We start from the raw sequence: 17959 nt of genomic DNA, 5'->3' as shown, positions 1-17959 counted from the left end.
GTTTTATTTGTTCATGACTTTGACGGTTAGAGCTTTGCTCCAAGCCTAAATCTAATTCATTAGCAGTCCATTTTCCAAAATAAATAGAAACAGGAAAAATGGTACCAACCAATCCGTAAACAGACTTTTCCCCATAAAACGAAATTAGGCGTTCAATCCCTACATTCTCTTTCAAGTACTTAAAATAAAAATGTTTCATATAACCTCTAAAAGCATAATGGCCCAAGCAGTGGATAACACGAACACGTTGGTGAAGCTAGTGATTGGTTTTCCGATAACTTGGTTGAGGGTGTTCAATATTCGGTATTATCTCTTTTTTTATATAGTCTAGCGAAATAACACAGAATCCTGAACACTACCATCCGACGTATTAGCGATCGGTTGCATTGATTTTTTATCCTGTTTTTCTTCGAAAATTTTCTTTAACGGTGAATCGCTTGGATACAGAACCTTTGCACTGGGGACGTCCAGAGCTGCTGTATCCAAATGTGAATCCTGATCATCAAAGAAAATATGTGGCTTGAATGCTTTTAAGAACCGACTCTTTTGCAATCCGCCAAGAAAAAAAGCTTGGTCAATATAAACATTCCATGACCGTATGGTATTTATAACTCTCATTTCAGCAGGGCTATTCCTTGCCGTCATGATTGCCAGCCGGACCGGGGAGTATTCAATTCGTCCAGGTAGCCGTTCTTGAATTCTAGAAAGCTTCCTTAGCAAGTTTGCGTGAGGGCCTTCTTGTAAAGGAACTTCTTTTTGAAGGTCCTCGGTTTCCCAAAACTTGTCGAGCCCTTCTGTCTGATTGATCAATTCACTTTCTTCGCTAAACAAAACCGCATCAGCATCGAAAGCAAACCTGACTTGATCGCCTCTTAACTCATGAGATGATTTTGGCGGCTCTTTAACAATTGCCCCGGCACATACTTTGCTGTCAACCACACTTTGCGCATCTCTCTCATCAGTAGTGAGGAACAAATCAACGTAAAATGCTTCTAGATAGTCGGAGCTTGGTTCCCCCGCAGTGAAGGCTGATCGCGTTATTGCCAGATCTCTCCTCCTTATCTCCTTAAGAACCCTAAACCCTGTTTCTGGACTATTTTTCGAGATTACAACTACCTCAACGAGTGGGTATCTATCGCCCTCCACTTGGTGCTTATTCAAATCTAGCAGTGCTTTAACCAAAGGCATTCCGGTGCCACCTTGCAAAGGCTCATCCTCATGTTGAAGCATGTACTCTCGGTATTCAAGAATCGCCGTTTCTGGGTCTTCTGCCTTCTTCTCTCTGAACACTTTATCAGCCTCTGAGAGATCAAACAGTGCTGTTGCTGAAATTCCAATAACTAGCGTTTCTGACAAATCAATTGGCATGTATTTTCCCTTATAAATATCAGTTTAAACAATGAGGTAGACATGCATCGCTTCCTCTGAACTAATGAATTTCGTCAAAAACATAATCGATACCGACAGATTAAATAGCGATGCTAATAATGTCCGATGACCAAATCATACCGCAAGCACCGCCAAAAAATTGGCCTAACATTCACAAAAATAGCTTTAAACCATTCCCCTTCCGTGTGGGATCGAGAAAACTCTATATTGATACGTTTTCCGCTATTTTAACTCGTTCCTACGCTCCTGCGTGGGAATGTATATGGATTTTGAATCATGGGCAGGATTCGCCACAAGATCACCGAACTACACTTGATCTCTGTTCAAACACTCGTGGACAGCGTCAATATCTTTCGGATCACTCCCACGCGGGAGCATGGGAACGAGATCAACACTCACTTTTTGGCTGCATTCGCACTAAAAAGTGCCAGAAGCAGCGCCTACTTATTCGCACTAAAGCTATTTAATTAATAAAAACCGGGCTTGTTCAACACCCAAATAAAGTGTCGGCTACGCGACACTTATTCTTATTTGTTATGTAAAAGTTTCCCAAGGTACGATTACTGACAGGGCAGCAATAAATGCAAACAGATATGGACTTAAGATGTCCAAATGCTCTCTGTGGTTGATAAATGCATTGATCCTATATTTAAATTCAATTAGCAATAATCGTATGTATTTACTAAAAGTCCACTTTTTGTTGAAAGATAAAAGGCTAGAGTACTCATCAAAATACTCCTCGTTCCATTCACCATAACGATCCTCACTACGGAATACTGAAGGAAAGCGCACCGCTCGACGTAAGAAACCGCTTATATGGTATTTTGAACCTTGAATACCCGGTTCATCTCCGCCCCAAACGTCAAAGGCATCGCCTAAGAAGCCTGTTACAACTTCGTCTCTTGGATTGTAATTAAAGATCTCTTTATCTTGCATCATCCGTTCCGACCAAAGAAGAAAAAGCTCGTGATGGTATGGTTGGGCATAATTTCGATAACGAACAGTCAAATATAAAATTGCAGCTAGCAGTAGGTAAGTGATYCCCTCTTGATGGGCAAACTCAATTTTGAAAAGAAACGTATTTACTTCCTTCATAACAGCACCGGTCACATTAAGTGCGATAAGAATAATAGATATAGTTGTAAGAACCTTACCTTTAGCTGTTAACTTTTCATCWGCATCGAATCTTTCGACAAAAGTCATTTCTTCTTTCTCCGTGGTCAATTCCATCTCCTTTTACATAACGCTTGGCTTTGCGGCGCGCCGGAGCGTAGCGTAGGTGCGTCCGCCAACAGCCACTTGTTATATGTTCACTCCTCGAGCCCACGGATATACTCATGAGAAGGAACGAATAGTGGTAAAGAAACACCACCCCTCTCCCCGGCGAGCCGTCTTTCTCTAATTAGGACCATTTGCACGAAATAAACTACCCCAGCCCTAGCCAGCTTGAGAGTTTGAAGAGACTCGCGTGCAAACTCTCGAAAACGGTAGTGTTCAACACAATCTGATTCGCCATTCTCATGTGGCAGTTCCATGTCGTGGAGCACGGTAAACCGATGTGTTGAGGAGTTTCTTGAGCTCTGTTTTATTGCCAAAAAACCCTGTTCATTCGATAAATCTCTAGAAATTTCAGTCATTGCCAGAAGTGCGGTATTGCCTTTCTCAACCTCTTCTTCAATCACTGGAGCCAACTCTCTCGATTTTTGGCCCTTCTTAACTTTCTTAAACCAGGCAGTCTTCATCGATGCGCCCTTGGCGCCATCGATCCCATAATAAGACAGTGAAGCCACCGCGATTTTATCAAGGATGTCCAAAGCACTACGCTGGGCCAAAGCCAAAGCTGACTGATTTACGCCGTAGCAAGCATAATCGAGAGTGTCGTTATAATTACCCGTTTCTTTGAAGCGCTCATGGCATGCGTCGAAGAGTAATTTCCTTGCCAGGATGTACTCAGATTTTAGGATGTTGACCATCGCAAAAATCTCAGGAACTCTCCCTCCTGATTCTGTAGGCGATACTACCGACGCTATATTAATATTATCCCAGTATTGAGAACCATGTGCGTGAGAGTGAATGGTCGGCGAGAGCGTCAGATTGTTTTTTACGACGAAGCTCTCATAGCTACCAATATGAGCGGCTTGCTCCGTTTTTTGGACTGGATGAATATCAGTTATTTCGCCCGTGATCCCGTTTACCCCATACTCACCAGAGTATGAATATATTGTTTCGATATTCTGATTAACATGGTCTGCAAGGTGTTCAACTTCTGACTTCACCAATTCGGGATCGCCCAAGCCTTGATTTAATGCATATCTGAGCATTTTTAAGGCGCCAGAGCTTGCGACCCCGTTTTCTGGGTTTTCCTCTAAGGCTTGAGAAAAAAAATCATATGCTTCTACCCAGCGATAGGAGGACCAAAGAAGATTACCCAAATTAGTAAAGGACTGAGACCGAGTGTCATGAGTTGCTTCCGAATCAATCGCTGCTTTGTAGTAGAGCTGGCGTGCCTCTAATCGATACGTTTCAGTTATTCCATACCAGCTATACCCTTCGTACCTCTTAGACAAGGCAAGAGCGTGCAGGCCATTCGCCAAGTTATAACTGAGTTCCGAGTTCTCTTTACACTTGCCGACAACAAGCCGAAAAATTTCAACTCCTTTAAAGACTGAATCAAAGTCCTTCAGTAACCCTCCAGCGTCCACCAGAATGGCTGCTTTCAACATATCAATATTGATACTCCCGGAGAGCTCCAGCGCTTGACGAATAGCTTCCTGCGGGTTCTCATCGACCAAGCGATTCAGCTTTTCCGCTTGTTCATCTAATTCCACTCAGCCTCCTGAAAATCTAACATTGTAGTTAGTGCGCATGCGCGATTGCCCAAAATCGTTATACGCATTATTATCTTGCTAAACCATTGTTATAAAAATAATTTATCACATATCATGCATGTCTCTTTTCCGCGATAGTATGCATGCCGCCGATCAGTTGTCGGCACCTAACACGCCATTTATTGGCTAATTTGCGGGTTAGTGTATCAAGCGCTGTTTTGCTTTTCGTGCGCTATTGTCCAAAGTGTTAGCCAAGCCATGTTTTGTGAAATGGGTGCAAAAAAAGCGGCCTGGGTGGCCGCTTGGGGTCTCGACGTGGTTTGTACCTACCGCGCAAAGCGGGTGGCGTGGAAGGCGAGGTGTTCATCAATAAAGGTACTGATGAAAAAGTAGCTGTGGTCGTAGCCGGGTTGCATGCGCAAGGTGAGCGGGGAGTTGTGTGTCTCTGCCGCTTGTTTCAGGGCTTGCGGGTTAAGCTGCTCGGCCAAAAAGCCGTCTTTATCGCCTTGGTCCACCAGCATCGGCATGGCGGTGGGGCCTTGGGCGAGTAACACGGTGGCATCGTAGGCTTGCCATGTTTGTTCGTCATCACCTAAATAGGCGCTAAAGGCCTGTTTGCCCCACGGGCACTCGGTGGGATGACAAATGGGGCTGAACGCCGAAATGCTGCTGTAGCGTGAGGGGTTACGTAAACCAATCACTAGCGCGCCGTGGCCGCCCATGCTGTGTCCGGCAATCGCGCGCTGGTTGTTGACCGCAAAGTGCGATTCAATCAGTTCCGGCAGTTCGTGAGCAACGTAGTCGTACATCTGGTAGTGCGACTGCCACGGTGCTTGGGTGGCATTAACATAAAACCCCGCCCCTTGGCCGAGATCGTATTGATCGGCGTCCGCCACATCGTCGCCACGCGGGCTGGTGTCCGGCGCCACAATCGCCATGCCCAAGGTGGCGGCTTGTTTAAACGCGCCGGCCTTTTGCATAAAGTTTTCGTCGGTGCAGGTCAGGCCCGAGAGCCAGTAGAGCACGGGCACCGGTTGGGTGTTGGCTTTCTCAGGCAGAAAGATCGCAAAGGTCATTTTGCCGTTGGTGGCACTAGAGTCATGCTGCCAACGTTGGTGCCAACCGCCTGCGACTTTGTTTTCGCTTATTTTTTCTAGTTGCATGGTTATTCTGCCGCCGCGTTGCCACGGCGGCCGTCCTGTTATTGGTCCATGTGGATCACGCTGCGAATGCTTTTGCCTTCGTGCATCAGTTCAAAGGCGCGGTTCACTTCATCAAGGCCCATGGTATAGCTGATAAATTCTTGCAGGCCAAACTCACCATCGAGGTAACGCTCAACAATGCCGGGCAGCTCTGAGCGGCCTTTTACACCACCAAACGCCGAGCCTTTCCAAACGCGCCCTGTCACCAGCTGGAATGGACGGGTTGAAATCTCTTGTCCGGCGCCGGCAACCCCGATGATCACTGACTCGCCCCAGCCTTTGTGGCAGCATTCTAGGGCTTGGCGCATCACATCGACATTACCGATACATTCAAACGAGTAATCGACCCCGCCGTCGGTCATCTCGACAATCACTTGCTGGATAGGTTGATCGTGATCGTTAGGATTAATCACATCGGTGGCGCCCAGCTGTTTGGCGAGGGTGAATTTGCTTTCATTGATATCAATGCCGATGATGCGGCTTGCGCCGGCCATACGTGCGCCGATGATGGCTGACAGGCCAATGCCGCCCAAACCGAAAATCGCTACGGTATCACCTTTTTCTACTTTGGCGGTGTTCATCACCGCGCCCATACCGGTGGTGACGCCACAGCCAAGCAAGCAAACTTCTTCCAGCGGCGCGGCTTTGCTCACTTTCGCCAATGAGATCTCTGGCAATACCGTGTATTCGGAGAAGGTCGAGCAGCCCATGTAGTGGAAAATGGTCTCGCCGTTAATCGAAAAGCGCGAGGTGCCATCAGGCATCAGGCCTTTGCCTTGGGTTTCACGCACCGCGCCACATAGGTTGGTTTTGCCAGATAGACAGAATTTACACTCGCCACATTCGGCAGTGTAAAGCGGGATCACATGGTCGCCCACTTCGACGCTGGTCACGCCCTCGCCGACCATTTCAACAATGCCACCGCCTTCGTGGCCAAGAATAGAAGGAAATACCCCTTCAGGATCGTCACCCGATAGGGTAAAGGCATCGGTATGACACACGCCAGTGGCGACGATTCTGACAAGAACTTCACCTGGTTTAGGTAATTGAACGTCGACCTCTTCCATTTTCAGGGGTTCACCTGGCCCCCATGCGACCGCGGCTTTTGATTTGATATGCGTTTGTCCCGGCTTGATTGTTAGTGCCATTGGAGAATCCTTTTTGTTCACGATTACGACCTGACTATGCTAACTAAGTTAGTTTTAGTTATAATCTGGCAAAATTGAAAATCATTATTTCACTGTCGTAATAATATGTGTCAGTGAATATAGACAGGGTAGACGGTAATGGCACCCCATTGGGAAGGATTAAACGAATTTTTATCGGTAGCCGAGCATGGCAGCTTTACCCAAGCGGCTAATAAATTGGACATCACGGTGGTGTCGGTAAGTCGTCGGGTGGCGTCGCTTGAGGCGTATTTGGGGGTGAAGCTGTTTCATCGCACCACCCGCAAAGTGTCACTCACCGACGAAGGTGAGCTCTATTATCAACGCTGCCGCCCACTGCTCGCGGCCTTGGTCGATGCTGAGCAAACCATTACTCAATCGCAAGCGCTTCCTTCTGGGCTGGTCCGCGTCACTGCGCCGGTGAACTTTGGTGAGCAATATATTGCCCCTTTACTTGCGCCATTTTTAACCGCTTACCCGCAAGTGTCGATCGATTTACACCTGACTAACCGACGCGTAGATCTCACCGATACCGGCACCGATGTGGCAATTCGTATTGGTCACTTACCCGACTCGAGCCTTAAGGCAAAACGGTTGGGATCGCGCCAATTAACCATTTGTGCCAGCCCTGGCTATTTAGCCGCTCATGGCTCTCCTGATTCACCCAGTGCACTCAGTCGCCATACCTGTTTGGTGGGCTCAAATGAACATTGGCATTATCAAAGCAGCGGTAAAATTCGCACACTGACCGTATCGGGAAAGTTACGCTGTAACTCTGGTGTAGCCTTACTCGATGCGGCTAAGCATGATCTAGGCTTGGCGCAGCTGCCCCATTATTATGTGCAGGCAGCATTGGCAAACGGCGAACTGGTTGAGGTATTAACGGATTATCGGGTAGACGATGAAGGTATTTGGGCGCTTTACCCCAGCGGACGCCAGTTACAGCCCAAGGTAGCCGCGTGGTTAGAGTTTCTTGCCGACCACCTGCCCGACCACCAGCTGCGTACAAGCACGTCTGCATCAATGGCCGCACGATAGAAAAATCGCCAGCACGGGGCCGGCGATTGTTGTACGCGCTCATTCAAAGATGAATTAATGACGCGACGCGCGCAAGGTACCTGTTGTCGGTTTGATTGCCGAGATTTTAAAGGCGCCGACATGTTGGTCGAGCGTTTGTGCCAGACCGGCTAAGTCTTGACTGCTGGCCTCTAGACTATGGCTATCTTCCAAACCGGCTTGTGCCGCTTGGTTAACATTATCCATGTTGACGTTGATTTCATTCGCCACGCTCGATTGCTCTTCGGTCGCGGTCGCAACATGGGTGTTCATATCTAAGATGGTGCTTACCTGCGTGGCAATGCTTTCTAGTGCTGTCAGTGCTTGCTCAGTGGCACGGTTACCCTCGGTGGTCAATGCCTTGCTGGTATCCATGGCATCAACGGCATTTTTCGCTTCTTGCTGCAGCTGATCAATGGTCGATTGAATTTCTTCGGTCGATTGTGAGGTTTTAGTCGCCAGGCTGCGCACTTCATCGGCGACCACCGCAAAGCCACGTCCAGCCTCACCAGCACGTGCCGCTTCAATCGCTGCGTTCAAGGCAAGCAAGTTAGTTTGCTCAGAGATCCCGCGAATCACATCCAGAATCGAAACAATCGACTGAGTTCGCTCGGCCAACGAGGTGATCACCGTTGACATGTTATCCATCTCAGTGTCGAGTTGGTTAATCGTCGCGGTTGCCTCGGTCAAGGTTTGCTTGCCGGCTTCAGTTTCGCTGTTCGCCGATGAGGCCGAGTCCGCCGCGCTAGACGCACTTTGCGAGATCTCATTAATGGTGGCGATCATTTCGTTCATTGAGGTGACCACCAACAAGGCTTGCTCGCTTTGTGACTCACCGCGCTTTAATGACTGCGCTGCTTTATCGCGCAATGATCCCGCCGAGCGGCCAAGCTCTTCACCGGTTTCAACCACGTTAGCGATGATTTGGTCGATTTTATCCACAAAGGTGTTAAACGCCTCTGAGATGCGAGTGATCTCGTTATTGCCGGTCACGGGCAAGCGCACGGTAAGGTCACCATCGCCTTTCGAGATATCTGCCAGCGCATATTCTAAGCCTTTAAGCGGCGCGAATAAACGGCCGAGTAGCCACACTAGCACCAAGGTACAGCCGATAAAAATCAAGCCAATCGCGGTAAGCTGGGCAATGGCGATACCATTGGCGGCAGCATCGACTTCGGTGATGGGAATGCCGACATCAAACGCACCCCAAAGACGGCCATCGACGTACACCGGCATCATGATGTCGTACACCCATACATCTTGCACATCGGCGTACCAGCGCGAATGCTGGGGCTGACCCTGGCCGGCACCGGCGACGGTATAATTATCGCTGTACACCTTATCAATTTTCTGTCTATCGCTATGGGCAATCGCTTTGATGTTTTTATCAATCATCACTGCGTAGCTGATGTCGTCTCGACCTTTAAGATCGGACACCATGTCTTGCAGATCAGCGGTAGGCGTGGAGGAGTTTTCTAAGATGTATTCCGCACGGTCGGCAAGTAGCTCAGCCTGTGCTTGCGAACGTTTAAGAATAATACTGTCTATCTCGTCATGCGAGATAAAGGTAGTGGCCGTGATGCTTGCAATGGCGGCCACCGCAAACATGGCACAGACCACGATCAAAATGAGTTTTTTCACTACGCTGCCTTTTAAAATGATGGGGAAGGACTAAAGCCGTCACAACCGGCGCGTAATGTGCCGAAAAATTCAGTGTCGAACAGTATGAGAGACGGCTGACTTCCTCTCTGTACATAATTGTTACACAGAATCATAGCGGTAGGTCATGGGTTAAACAAGTGATGCTTCGCAAAAGTGAAATTGGGCTGAGAGGTTAGCCGCAAAAATCATGATTATTAGTTGACTGAAGCGAAGCATGTTCGTGCCCAACATAAGCGGCAGTTAAGTGACGCCAAACCGCGTTGCGGGGAAGTAATTAAGTAATTTATGCACGATAAAGCAAAGCATCAAGGTGAGTACAATGGCGACTAAGTTGCTGCTGACTCGATATAAGGCATCGTACATAAAGTCTTGGTTGGGGCTTAAGTATTGCCCGAATAAGATCCCGAGCGTTGCCATGGCCCCAAACCCCACGCCTGAGCCACCGGCCTCTTTTAAATGCGCTTTAGCAAACAACATGGTGCCTATCCAAAGCAGCGGGATCACCAAGATCAGCACGTTAAACCAATCGTATAAAATAACTTGGCAGCCCACCCCATACACCACGCCCAACACAGTGCCAATCGCCCGTTTACGCGCATAACTGAGCGAGCCGTTCCAATGCATCGGGAACAGCAACAACACGGTGGTGGCTTGTGCTGAAATCGAATCGCGCAAATCAAACAGCTGAAAGATAAAAAACGAGACCGTCGCCAACGTCGCGCCCATGAGTGCTTCATGCCGCATCCGATGGGATTGTTTTCCCCCTGCGGGTGCAGCAGGCGGCTGGCGCGGCGTGACATCAGGAATTAACCAGGTGACGAGATACGCCACTGCGACCGATAACACATTCGCGCCCAGGTTACCGAAGATTAAGGTATTGATCGGTAAATCGGGATAACTCGCAAAATGAAGCATGATGCTAAGGCTTAACACGCTGTTGGCACCAAAAAGAAAAAAGCGCCCTTTTGACATGCAGGCAAATTTGTAGGTGAACAATAAGAATACCAAAGGCGTCATTAACCCTGGATGCGCGCCAAATAATCCGCCCAGCAGTCCAACTTCTAACCCACTGATCACCGCCGAGGCCAAAAGCTGACGCGCGGCACGGCCATTGATCACCGGGACAAGGCCGAGCAGCAACATTGGCGTGACGGTAAAAAACACCCCAAAGCTGCAGTCGAAAAACTTACAAATCGCGAATCCTAAGGTCGCGCCAGTGGCTATGCGCGCACATTGGCGTACATCATTATCGCTTAACGGGTGATGCCATAAATTCATTGCACTCGCCCTTAGTAGATGTAATGCAGCATACTCAGAAAGCCCACTTGTGCTTTTGCGAGCAGACCGCTTATCGCATGGTCAGGCACCAGTTGTACCGTGGCGCGAGCACCCGTGGGGAGGGCATGAGATGGCCATTCATCAAGTTGAATGTGCAGACGCATACGCTGTGCATCGCGTACCCATCGGTTGGAATTGGTGGGTGAGGCTAACTGGCCATTGGCATCGATTTGACCCGCACTGACCCCCGCATCAACACTGGTAACATGACCGGCATATAAAGCGCCGGGCTCACTGTCAAACGCCACTAGCGCGGTATAACCTGCTTCAATGTCGCGCACACTTTTCTCACGAAAATCGGCAATCACTTGTGCACGTTCTGACACCAATGCCATGATTGGCTGGCCGGCACTGGCATAGGCGCCCACGTCTAATTGCAGGTTGGTCACTACGCCGTCATGGCTGGCTTTTACGGTGGTATACGATTGATTCAATTGCGCTTTCTTTAACTTGCTCAATGCCACTTGTTCGGCAATGTTGCTGGCACCATCACCGCCCCGTTGAATTTGAAGCGCACTGACACGCGCTTTGGCAGCTTCCCATTTGGCGCGTGCAGTATCGGCCGCGCTGATCGCATCGTCACGCTGCTGCTGCGACACACCATTTTTAGCAAATAGAGCTTTTAATCGTGTTGCTTCGCGTGCTTTTTGTGCCAATACCGACGCGAGCGCCGAGACATCTTGGCGCGCGGCCATCAAGGAGGCATCGAGCTGAGCATTGCTTTGTCTGACCTGGGCAAGTGCGAGCTTTGCTTGGTCGACGGCAATACGGTAAGGCGCGCTTTCAATCCGAAACAGCACATCACCTTGGTGAACGTCTTGGTTGTTGTCGACCGCAAGCGCGCTGACTGGGCCACTCACTTGTGGTGCCACTTTGGTGACGGTGCGTGTCACCATCGCATGAGGCGTGAGTGGCATCGTATTATCTGCGATTAAAAAATAACCGAAAAGGATCAGAAAACTGAGCGCCGCTATTTTTACCCAGCGAGAAAATTTTTCATCCGGTGTCATTCGTGCTTATTACCTTTACTTATCTACATCATTATTGATTAGTGTTGCACTGGAAAGTATCGCGCTGAACAGCGTCGCCCTAACAAGAACAAGGTATCGCCTTGCTTTTTATTCATCTTGAGAAGACGTTACGTAATCGAGTGCGTTTTGATTGATGGTGACCAATACACGCTCTAAAGCCTCAAAATCTTCAGCGGCGATACCAGACAACAAATGTTTGCGTACCCGCAACACCCGCGCTTCGATACGCGACATTAATTCACAACCACTGTCGGTGACATGGACGGTTCGGGTGCGTTTATCTTCGGGTAAGCAGCGCCGTGTGATCAGCTCTTGTTCCTCAAGGTGCTTTAACGTGCGCATTAACGAGCCCAGCTCAATCTCTAACGCTTGCGCCAGCTCACTTTGGCTAATGCCATCGCCCAATCGACGTAACATCCACAGCGCACTCCAGCGCGGATAACTGAGCCCAAGTGGTTCAAGCTCGGAATCGGCTACGCGTCGCCATAGTCGTGCGGTCCGTCCTAGATGTTCAGCTATCGACATATGTTCTGGATGTGAAGCGGTCATGCGATCTCTCCCTCAATCGTGCGGATTACTTAGCCTGCTAAGTAATAGAGAACAAGCAATATAAAATAGTTAGCAGGCTAAGTAAATATAAAAGTGATATAGATCACATAAAAATCGAAGAAGTTCGGCTTCGTGCTTGCTCGCTGAGACCGAACAACTCTGATAACCTAATCATCGTCATCTTTCTGTTTATAAAGGCATTACCATGCAAGATCTTTATGATCGTTATATCCGTTATCGCAGTCACCGTGTTGAGGTCCCACTGGATCACAGTGACGCCAATAGTACGCCGATCACTATTTTTGCTCGTGAAGTGGTTGATACACGCCATCACGAAGCAGATCTGCCGTGGCTGGTGTATTTTCAAGGTGGGCCAGGCATGGAGTCTCCCCGCCCCAACGGCGCCACAGGTTGGCTAAAACGCGCATTAGACGATTATCGCGTGTTGTTGCTCGACCAACGCGGCACGGGCTTAAGCTCGCCGGTAAATCACCAAACTCTCGCCCATCTCACGCCTGCCGAGCAAGCAGCGTATTTGAGCCATTTTCGCGCCGACAGCATCGTGAAAGACGCCGAGTGTTTACGTGAGGCGTTAGGCATCAAGCAATGGGCGATCCTCGGGCAAAGCTTTGGTGGGTTCTGTGCCCTCACCTATTTGTCGTTCTTTCCGCAGTCCTTGTCTCGCGCGTTTGTCACCGGTGGGATCCCGCCGCTCGAGGGACACGCCGATGCGGTGTATCAAAAAACCTATCAGCGTGTGGAAGACAAGAACCAGCAGTTTTTCGCCCAATTCCCCGATGCACAAGCCCGCTGTCACGAGATTGCCCAGTATTTGCAAAACAATACGGTGACGCTACCAAACGGTCAGCCGTTTACCGTTGAGCAATTTCAAACGCTGGGACTGAATCTCGGTCGCGGCCATGCCGGGCTGCCGCTGTATTACTTACTAGAACGAGCCTTTATAGAGGTAAATGGCGAGCGTACTTTAAGCTATCCGTTCTTAAATGCGATGCAGGCTGACCAAGGGTATTTAACCAACCCGTTTTACGCGATTTTGCATGAATCGATTTACTGCCAGCAGCAGGCGTCGCAGTGGTCAGCCCATCGGGTGCGCGATCAATTCCCGCAGTTCCACTATCAGCCCGATCAGCCGTTCCGTTTTACCGGCGAAATGGTGTATCCGTGGATGTTTGATCAACTGGCAACCCTTAAACCACTCAAAGACGCCGCCATGTTACTGGCGGAAAAAACCGATTGGCCGGCGCTTTATGATCTCGAGGTACTCAAGCACAACACGGTGCCGCTCGCCTGTGCCACCTATGTGGACGATATGTTTGTCGAGTTCGATTATTCCCGTCAAACCTTGGCGCAGATTGCCAACAGTCAAGCGTGGATGACTAACGAATACGAGCACAATGGCATTGGCGTTGATGGTGAGCGGATTTTGAGCCGTTTGATTGAGATCGGCGATCATATTGCCGCAACCCAAGCGCCTGGTCGCGGTTGATTCGCACCGCTGCGGCCAATGGTGTCGCAGCGGACATTTTGTCCCTAACAAACTGTGATCTAATTCAAATCAATTATTCAGGGACTGGGAGGTGGTACGCTATCACTCAATACGGACTCCCCCAGTGAAACGTCTGAAAATATGCCCTTATCGTTATCGCCGCCCCGTATCGCTTACTCCAGGGATTTTTATCTTGGATAGCCGAATAATTAGACACCGGTCAAGCGCTTGCATGTTAGGTGAATTGGCGTAGTATAAATGCGTTCTCTCGGGGAACAGGACGTTCCCAGCACGGTGTCGGCGCAAGAATGAGTGCCCCCATACATCGTCATTTTTCTTTTCAAACTTTGCGTTCACATAGATGAAAATTGTAAGTAAAACAGGCAAGAAAAGAGCCATCTTTTATAAATCTAGCGTTTTCTTTGATAAATTATGGTCACGCGACAAAACGCCCGTTTCTATTCTTTTGCTCGCCGTTGTCATCGGCTTTTTAGGCGGCGTTGTTGTCACCCTTTTCGAACTCGCGATTCATACCCTCTCTCAGTCAAGAACTGACTGGCTAGACAGCAACATTAGCTCAATGATTCCATTGGGGTTACTCGCTTTTATTATCAGTGCCGGCCTGGCCTTAATGGGTTATTGGCTTGTTCATCGATTTGCGCCCGAGGCCGCTGGCTCAGGGATCCCTGAGGTGGAAGGCGCGATGGAAGGCATTCGACCTACGCGGTGGTGGCGGGTAATCCCAGTGAAATTTTTCGGCGGTTTAGGTGCGCTAGGCTCAGGGATGATCCTCGGACGAGAAGGTCCTAGTGTGCAAATCGGTGCCAATATTGGTCGCATGGTCACCGATACTTTTCGCATCAAAGACAGAAACAGTAACCAAACACTGCTTGCATCCGGGGCTGCCGCCGGTCTCGCCGCGGCGTTTAATGCCCCCCTCGCGGCGATCATGTTCGTGGTTGAGGAAATGCGACCTCAGTTTCGCTATACCTTGATCTCGATAAAAGCAGTGATCATTGCCGCCATCATGGCCGATATCGTTTTTCGCTATATCAATGGCCAAGAGGCAGTGATTGTTCTACCCCAGTACGAGACACCACCACTTGCCTCTTTATGGTTCTTTCTCGCACTAGGTTGTTGTTTTGGCGTGTTTGGCGTGCTGTTTAATTTTTTGATTATGCGGTGTCAGGAGTTTTTCCAACGTTTTTATCAAAAAAGTCAAAAACGAATTTGGCTAGTAGGGGCCACGTTAGGCGGTTTCTTTGGCTTATTGCTGATCTATGCCCCAGAGCTGACCCATGGCGGCATTAACTTAGTGCCAGATTTTGTTAGCTTAAACTATTCGATCAACGCGCTGCTATTTATCTTTATGGCGCGTACGCTGCTGACAGTGATTTGCTTTAGCTCCGGCGCGCCAGGCGGCATTTTCGCCCCCATGCTTGCCCTTGGCACCTTGTTAGGCACTGTTTATGGGTTAGTGGTTGCCAATATGTATCCGGATATGGGCATTGAACCGGGCATGTTCGCGATTGCGGGCATGGGCGCTTTGTTCGCCGCGACCGTACGCGCGCCTATCACGGGAATTTTGTTGGTGATTGAGATGACCAATAACTACTATCTGATTTTGCCGCTAATTATTACCACCCTCGGCGCCACCCTTGTTGCACAATTACTTGGCGGCCAACCGATTTATACCGAGCTATTACGTCGCAAAGTGCGCGAGCAAAAGCTGCGGGTTGAGCAACAGCCATAATCACAATCCATATTTGGCAAGGATAGCGGCGGTCGTGCCGCTATCTCTCATGTCCTTCAATGCGGTATTTAGCTGTGCAACTAATCGCTGATGGCGTTGATGAAAGACCAGAAAAACCGAGAAAGACGCAACCGGTTTATCTCCCATACGAACATAAGTAAGCTGGTCTTTTTCGATTATACTTTTGATTCTTCCATAACCTATCATTGCTTTAACACGGTGGCTATTGACCATATTTAGCGCAGCGCGTTGTGTTCTGGTTGTTATAAGCTGCCACTGGTAGCGTTTCGCAATTTCTTCGACAGCTTGATCACCAATGACTCCTACAACATATTGGTAATCTTCCGGCTCTAACACATGTGTGTATCCAAAGAGGTAATAGTCTACCGACAACAATGGTTCTCGCGGATATAACGCTTTGGGGATATCTTGATAGGCTAGCCGTGTTCGGCCAAAGTCAGCATCAATAATGCCTTTTTTCAGTGCATTTTCGGCCCGAGCAAGTGGCATCTCTATCCATGTGAGTTCAATACTCGTGTCGATAGCAGTGAATGCCTGCTCCACGATCGCTTTAGTCACCAAAGAAACAGAATCGGTCTCATCGCGATAAGCAATCGTTAGTGTATTTGCCATGACATTCAACGGTAGCCAGCAGGCTACAAGTATCCACCATCTCGTCACATTGCCATCTCAGGTTGCCTTTGGACTCTTAGACATTAGAAGACAGAGGAAGCACCGTCAATGTATGACACGTGACGCTGTCACTCTTTGCTTTTATCATGCCTATTGATTGAATCACCGACATGCTCTTTAGTGACGTTTGCAATATTGATCGCGCGCTGAGGCAGCTCGCGTCCGGCAAGAGAGGAGAGATATAAGGTTTCACTGACCGGTGTCGGTAAGTAATGAGCTTTAATGGCCGCTTGTTGAGCAAAAGCCGCGACAGCATTGGCGGGCAAGACGGTAAAGCCAAGTCCGCGTGCAACGGGTAGTAAGATAAGACTTATTTGGTTAGAAAAACCAGATTGCTTAACGGGGCGTAACTGCGCCGTTTGATATTGCTCGAAGTTCGCCCCAAGTAATAACTCTGCGTGATGCCTAGCATCTGGGTGATCAATGAATCCAAGTTGGCAGAGTGTTTCCCATGTAGGGTCTTTAATATGGCGCGGTGTCACCAGCAATAACGGCTCTTCGCCAATGGGTTCAGACTGAATATTCGGGTCAACTGGACAAGCCGTTGTTAGGCCAATATCAATGGTGTTATTTAAGATAGCCTTGTGAACATCGCCATTTGGCGCAAATCGATAGTTAATCGTAAGGGCAGGATATGTCACCTGAAGATCGAGCAAACGCGTATACAAGCGGAGCCCGACACTTCCCGGCGACATAATGCGTACCTCGCCTTCATAGCCGGGATCGCGACTGATGGTTACAGCAAGATTATCCAACGTTTGTAGCACGTCCTTCCCTTGACGATAGAGTTGTTGTCCTGCCTCGGTCAGCACCACGCCTTTCTTTCCTCGAATGACCAACGTTGAAGATAATGAGTCCTCAAGCTTTCGCACGTGCTGGCTTACGCCAGACTGCGTCATATAGCATTTATCAGCGGCCTTAGTAAAAGTGCCAACATCTACCAGGGTGCAAAAGGTTTTCAGCCAAACAGGGTTAACCATAACAAAATGTCATTACAATCATTGAAAACCATAATTTAACATTATGGTTTAGGTGCCTCATGCTTGCAAACAATGAAGACGTAAGCAAAGAGGAACAAACGATGCAGACCCCTTACCCACGTACATTTTCACACATTGGTATTTCCGTCCCTGACTTAGAAAAAGCCGTTGAGTTTTACACGCAGGTGCTTGGTTGGTATCTCATCATGGTGCCTACTGAGATTGTTGAAGACGACAGTGCAATCGGCGAAATGTGCACCGATGTGTTTGGCCAAGGTTGGGAACGTTTTCGCATTGCCCATTTATCGACAGGTGACCGCGTTGGTGTAGAGCTATTTGAGTTTAAGGATCAGCAAAACCCTGACAACAATTTCGAGTATTGGAAAACGGGCGTATTTCACTTCTGCGTGCAAGATCCAAATGTTGAAGCATTAGCCGAGCGTATTGTTGAAGCTGGCGGTAAGAAACGGATGGAGAAACCACGCTATTACTATCCTGGAGAGAAGCCCTATCGCATGATCTATATGGAAGACCCATTCGGCAATATCTTGGAGATCTACAGCCACAGCTACGAGCTGATCTACAGCGCAGGAGCATATTAACTCTTCCACCTGCGATAACAGCTTTGGTACTTTCAATAAACAGGCTCAACGTGATTGAGCCTGTTTACTGCTTCAATACGACACCGACCAAACCGTCACTATTCGTAACAAAAAAACAAACGTGATAAAGATCACTCAATTAATTAATATCGACCAGGCAAACAGTGTGATATTAGTCACTCTGATTTTTTATTTCACTGTTC

The 17959-nt window shown here is 48.6% G+C and carries 16 protein-coding genes; 4 read left to right on the top strand and 12 right to left on the bottom strand.

Annotated elements, in window-relative coordinates; all coding sequences use genetic code 11:
• From BZG75_RS15470 to BZG75_RS14380, 6 genes are all read right to left on the bottom strand, one after another.
• On the bottom strand, positions 1–199 hold a 199-nt coding region (locus BZG75_RS15470; protein WP_206779528.1), incomplete at its 3' end, for a hypothetical protein.
• Positions 200–327: 128 nt separating this feature from the next.
• Entirely contained in the window at positions 328–1368 is a 1041-nt protein-coding gene (locus BZG75_RS14405) for a 5'-nucleotidase (RefSeq protein WP_077577355.1), read from the bottom strand.
• 555 nt (positions 1369–1923) lie between these two features.
• Complete coding sequence (locus BZG75_RS14395) at positions 1924–2613, bottom strand: hypothetical protein (RefSeq protein ID WP_131825150.1); 690 nt, start codon at positions 2611–2613, stop codon at positions 1924–1926.
• Between the two features lie 86 nt (positions 2614–2699).
• Entirely contained in the window at positions 2700–4217 is a 1518-nt protein-coding gene (locus tag BZG75_RS14390) for an LA2681 family HEPN domain-containing protein (protein WP_077577352.1), read from the bottom strand.
• Positions 4218–4543: 326 nt separating this feature from the next.
• Positions 4544–5380, bottom strand: a complete 837-nt coding sequence (gene fghA, locus BZG75_RS14385) for an S-formylglutathione hydrolase (protein WP_077577351.1) — start codon at positions 5378–5380, stop codon at positions 4544–4546.
• Between the two features lie 38 nt (positions 5381–5418).
• Positions 5419–6567 (bottom strand): S-(hydroxymethyl)glutathione dehydrogenase/class III alcohol dehydrogenase, encoded by a 1149-nt coding sequence (locus BZG75_RS14380; RefSeq protein WP_077577350.1) that lies wholly within the window; start codon positions 6565–6567, stop codon positions 5419–5421.
• Between the two features lie 138 nt (positions 6568–6705).
• On the opposite strand from BZG75_RS14380, the gene BZG75_RS14375 reads away from it, so the two are divergent.
• Positions 6706–7623: a LysR family transcriptional regulator gene (locus tag BZG75_RS14375; protein ID WP_077577349.1), complete on the top strand. Its 918-nt coding sequence runs from the start codon at positions 6706–6708 to the stop codon at positions 7621–7623.
• A 54-nt stretch (positions 7624–7677) separates the two neighbouring features.
• On the opposite strand, the gene BZG75_RS14370 is transcribed toward BZG75_RS14375, so the two are convergent.
• The 4 genes from BZG75_RS14370 to BZG75_RS14355 all read right to left on the bottom strand — a co-directional run bounded on the left by BZG75_RS14370 (position 7678) and on the right by BZG75_RS14355 (position 12221).
• Positions 7678–9282, bottom strand: a complete 1605-nt coding sequence (locus tag BZG75_RS14370; protein WP_077577348.1) for a methyl-accepting chemotaxis protein — start codon at positions 9280–9282, stop codon at positions 7678–7680.
• Positions 9283–9543: 261 nt separating this feature from the next.
• Positions 9544–10581 (bottom strand): DUF2955 domain-containing protein, encoded by a 1038-nt coding sequence (locus BZG75_RS14365; protein ID WP_021024444.1) that lies wholly within the window; start codon positions 10579–10581, stop codon positions 9544–9546.
• A gap of 11 nt (positions 10582–10592) precedes the next feature.
• Positions 10593–11651, bottom strand: coding sequence for an HlyD family secretion protein (locus BZG75_RS14360; protein ID WP_077577347.1), 1059 nt, complete (start codon positions 11649–11651; stop codon positions 10593–10595).
• A gap of 108 nt (positions 11652–11759) precedes the next feature.
• Positions 11760–12221 (bottom strand): MarR family winged helix-turn-helix transcriptional regulator, encoded by a 462-nt coding sequence (locus BZG75_RS14355; protein WP_077577346.1) that lies wholly within the window; start codon positions 12219–12221, stop codon positions 11760–11762.
• A 205-nt stretch (positions 12222–12426) separates the two neighbouring features.
• On the opposite strand from BZG75_RS14355, the gene BZG75_RS14350 reads away from it, so the two are divergent.
• Both BZG75_RS14350 and clcA read left to right on the top strand, forming a co-directional pair.
• Entirely contained in the window at positions 12427–13728 is a 1302-nt protein-coding gene (locus tag BZG75_RS14350; RefSeq protein ID WP_077577345.1) for an alpha/beta fold hydrolase, read from the top strand.
• Between the two features lie 361 nt (positions 13729–14089).
• Positions 14090–15481 (top strand): H(+)/Cl(-) exchange transporter ClcA, encoded by a 1392-nt coding sequence (gene clcA, locus BZG75_RS14345; RefSeq protein ID WP_077577344.1) that lies wholly within the window; start codon positions 14090–14092, stop codon positions 15479–15481.
• Here the strand turns inward: clcA and BZG75_RS14340 are convergent, their stop codons facing one another.
• Positions 15482–16114: a substrate-binding periplasmic protein gene (locus BZG75_RS14340; protein WP_077460928.1), complete on the bottom strand. Its 633-nt coding sequence runs from the start codon at positions 16112–16114 to the stop codon at positions 15482–15484.
• A gap of 128 nt (positions 16115–16242) precedes the next feature.
• Complete coding sequence (locus BZG75_RS14335) at positions 16243–17154, bottom strand: LysR family transcriptional regulator (protein ID WP_077577343.1); 912 nt, start codon at positions 17152–17154, stop codon at positions 16243–16245.
• Positions 17155–17255: 101 nt separating this feature from the next.
• Here BZG75_RS14335 and BZG75_RS14330 point away from each other — a divergent pair, with 101 nt between their 5' ends.
• Complete coding sequence (locus BZG75_RS14330) at positions 17256–17756, top strand: lactoylglutathione lyase family protein (protein ID WP_077460926.1); 501 nt, start codon at positions 17256–17258, stop codon at positions 17754–17756.
• The last annotated feature ends 203 nt before the right edge of the window (positions 17757–17959 follow it).

Source organism: Salinivibrio sp. AR640, assembly GCF_001995405.1.
Classification (GTDB): domain Bacteria; phylum Pseudomonadota; class Gammaproteobacteria; order Enterobacterales; family Vibrionaceae; genus Salinivibrio; species Salinivibrio costicola.
This window is presented reverse-complemented; position numbering and strand designations above follow the sequence as displayed.

Coding starts and splice junctions, on each gene's coding strand:
- BZG75_RS14380 (WP_077577350.1), bottom strand. CDS start 6,567: ATGGCACTAACAATCAAGCCGGGACAAACGCATATCAAATCAAAAGCC.
- BZG75_RS14340 (WP_077460928.1), bottom strand. CDS start 16,114: ATGGCAAATACACTAACGATTGCTTATCGCGATGAGACCGATTCTGTT.
- fghA (WP_077577351.1), bottom strand. CDS start 5,380: ATGCAACTAGAAAAAATAAGCGAAAACAAAGTCGCAGGCGGTTGGCAC.
- BZG75_RS14365 (WP_021024444.1), bottom strand. CDS start 10,581: ATGAATTTATGGCATCACCCGTTAAGCGATAATGATGTACGCCAATGT.
- BZG75_RS14405 (WP_077577355.1), bottom strand. CDS start 1,368: ATGCCAATTGATTTGTCAGAAACGCTAGTTATTGGAATTTCAGCAACA.
- BZG75_RS14335 (WP_077577343.1), bottom strand. CDS start 17,154: ATGGTTAACCCTGTTTGGCTGAAAACCTTTTGCACCCTGGTAGATGTT.
- BZG75_RS14355 (WP_077577346.1), bottom strand. CDS start 12,221: ATGACCGCTTCACATCCAGAACATATGTCGATAGCTGAACATCTAGGA.
- BZG75_RS14375 (WP_077577349.1), top strand. CDS start 6,706: ATGGCACCCCATTGGGAAGGATTAAACGAATTTTTATCGGTAGCCGAG.
- clcA (WP_077577344.1), top strand. CDS start 14,090: ATGAAAATTGTAAGTAAAACAGGCAAGAAAAGAGCCATCTTTTATAAA.
- BZG75_RS14350 (WP_077577345.1), top strand. CDS start 12,427: ATGCAAGATCTTTATGATCGTTATATCCGTTATCGCAGTCACCGTGTT.
- BZG75_RS14360 (WP_077577347.1), bottom strand. CDS start 11,651: ATGACACCGGATGAAAAATTTTCTCGCTGGGTAAAAATAGCGGCGCTC.
- BZG75_RS14330 (WP_077460926.1), top strand. CDS start 17,256: ATGCAGACCCCTTACCCACGTACATTTTCACACATTGGTATTTCCGTC.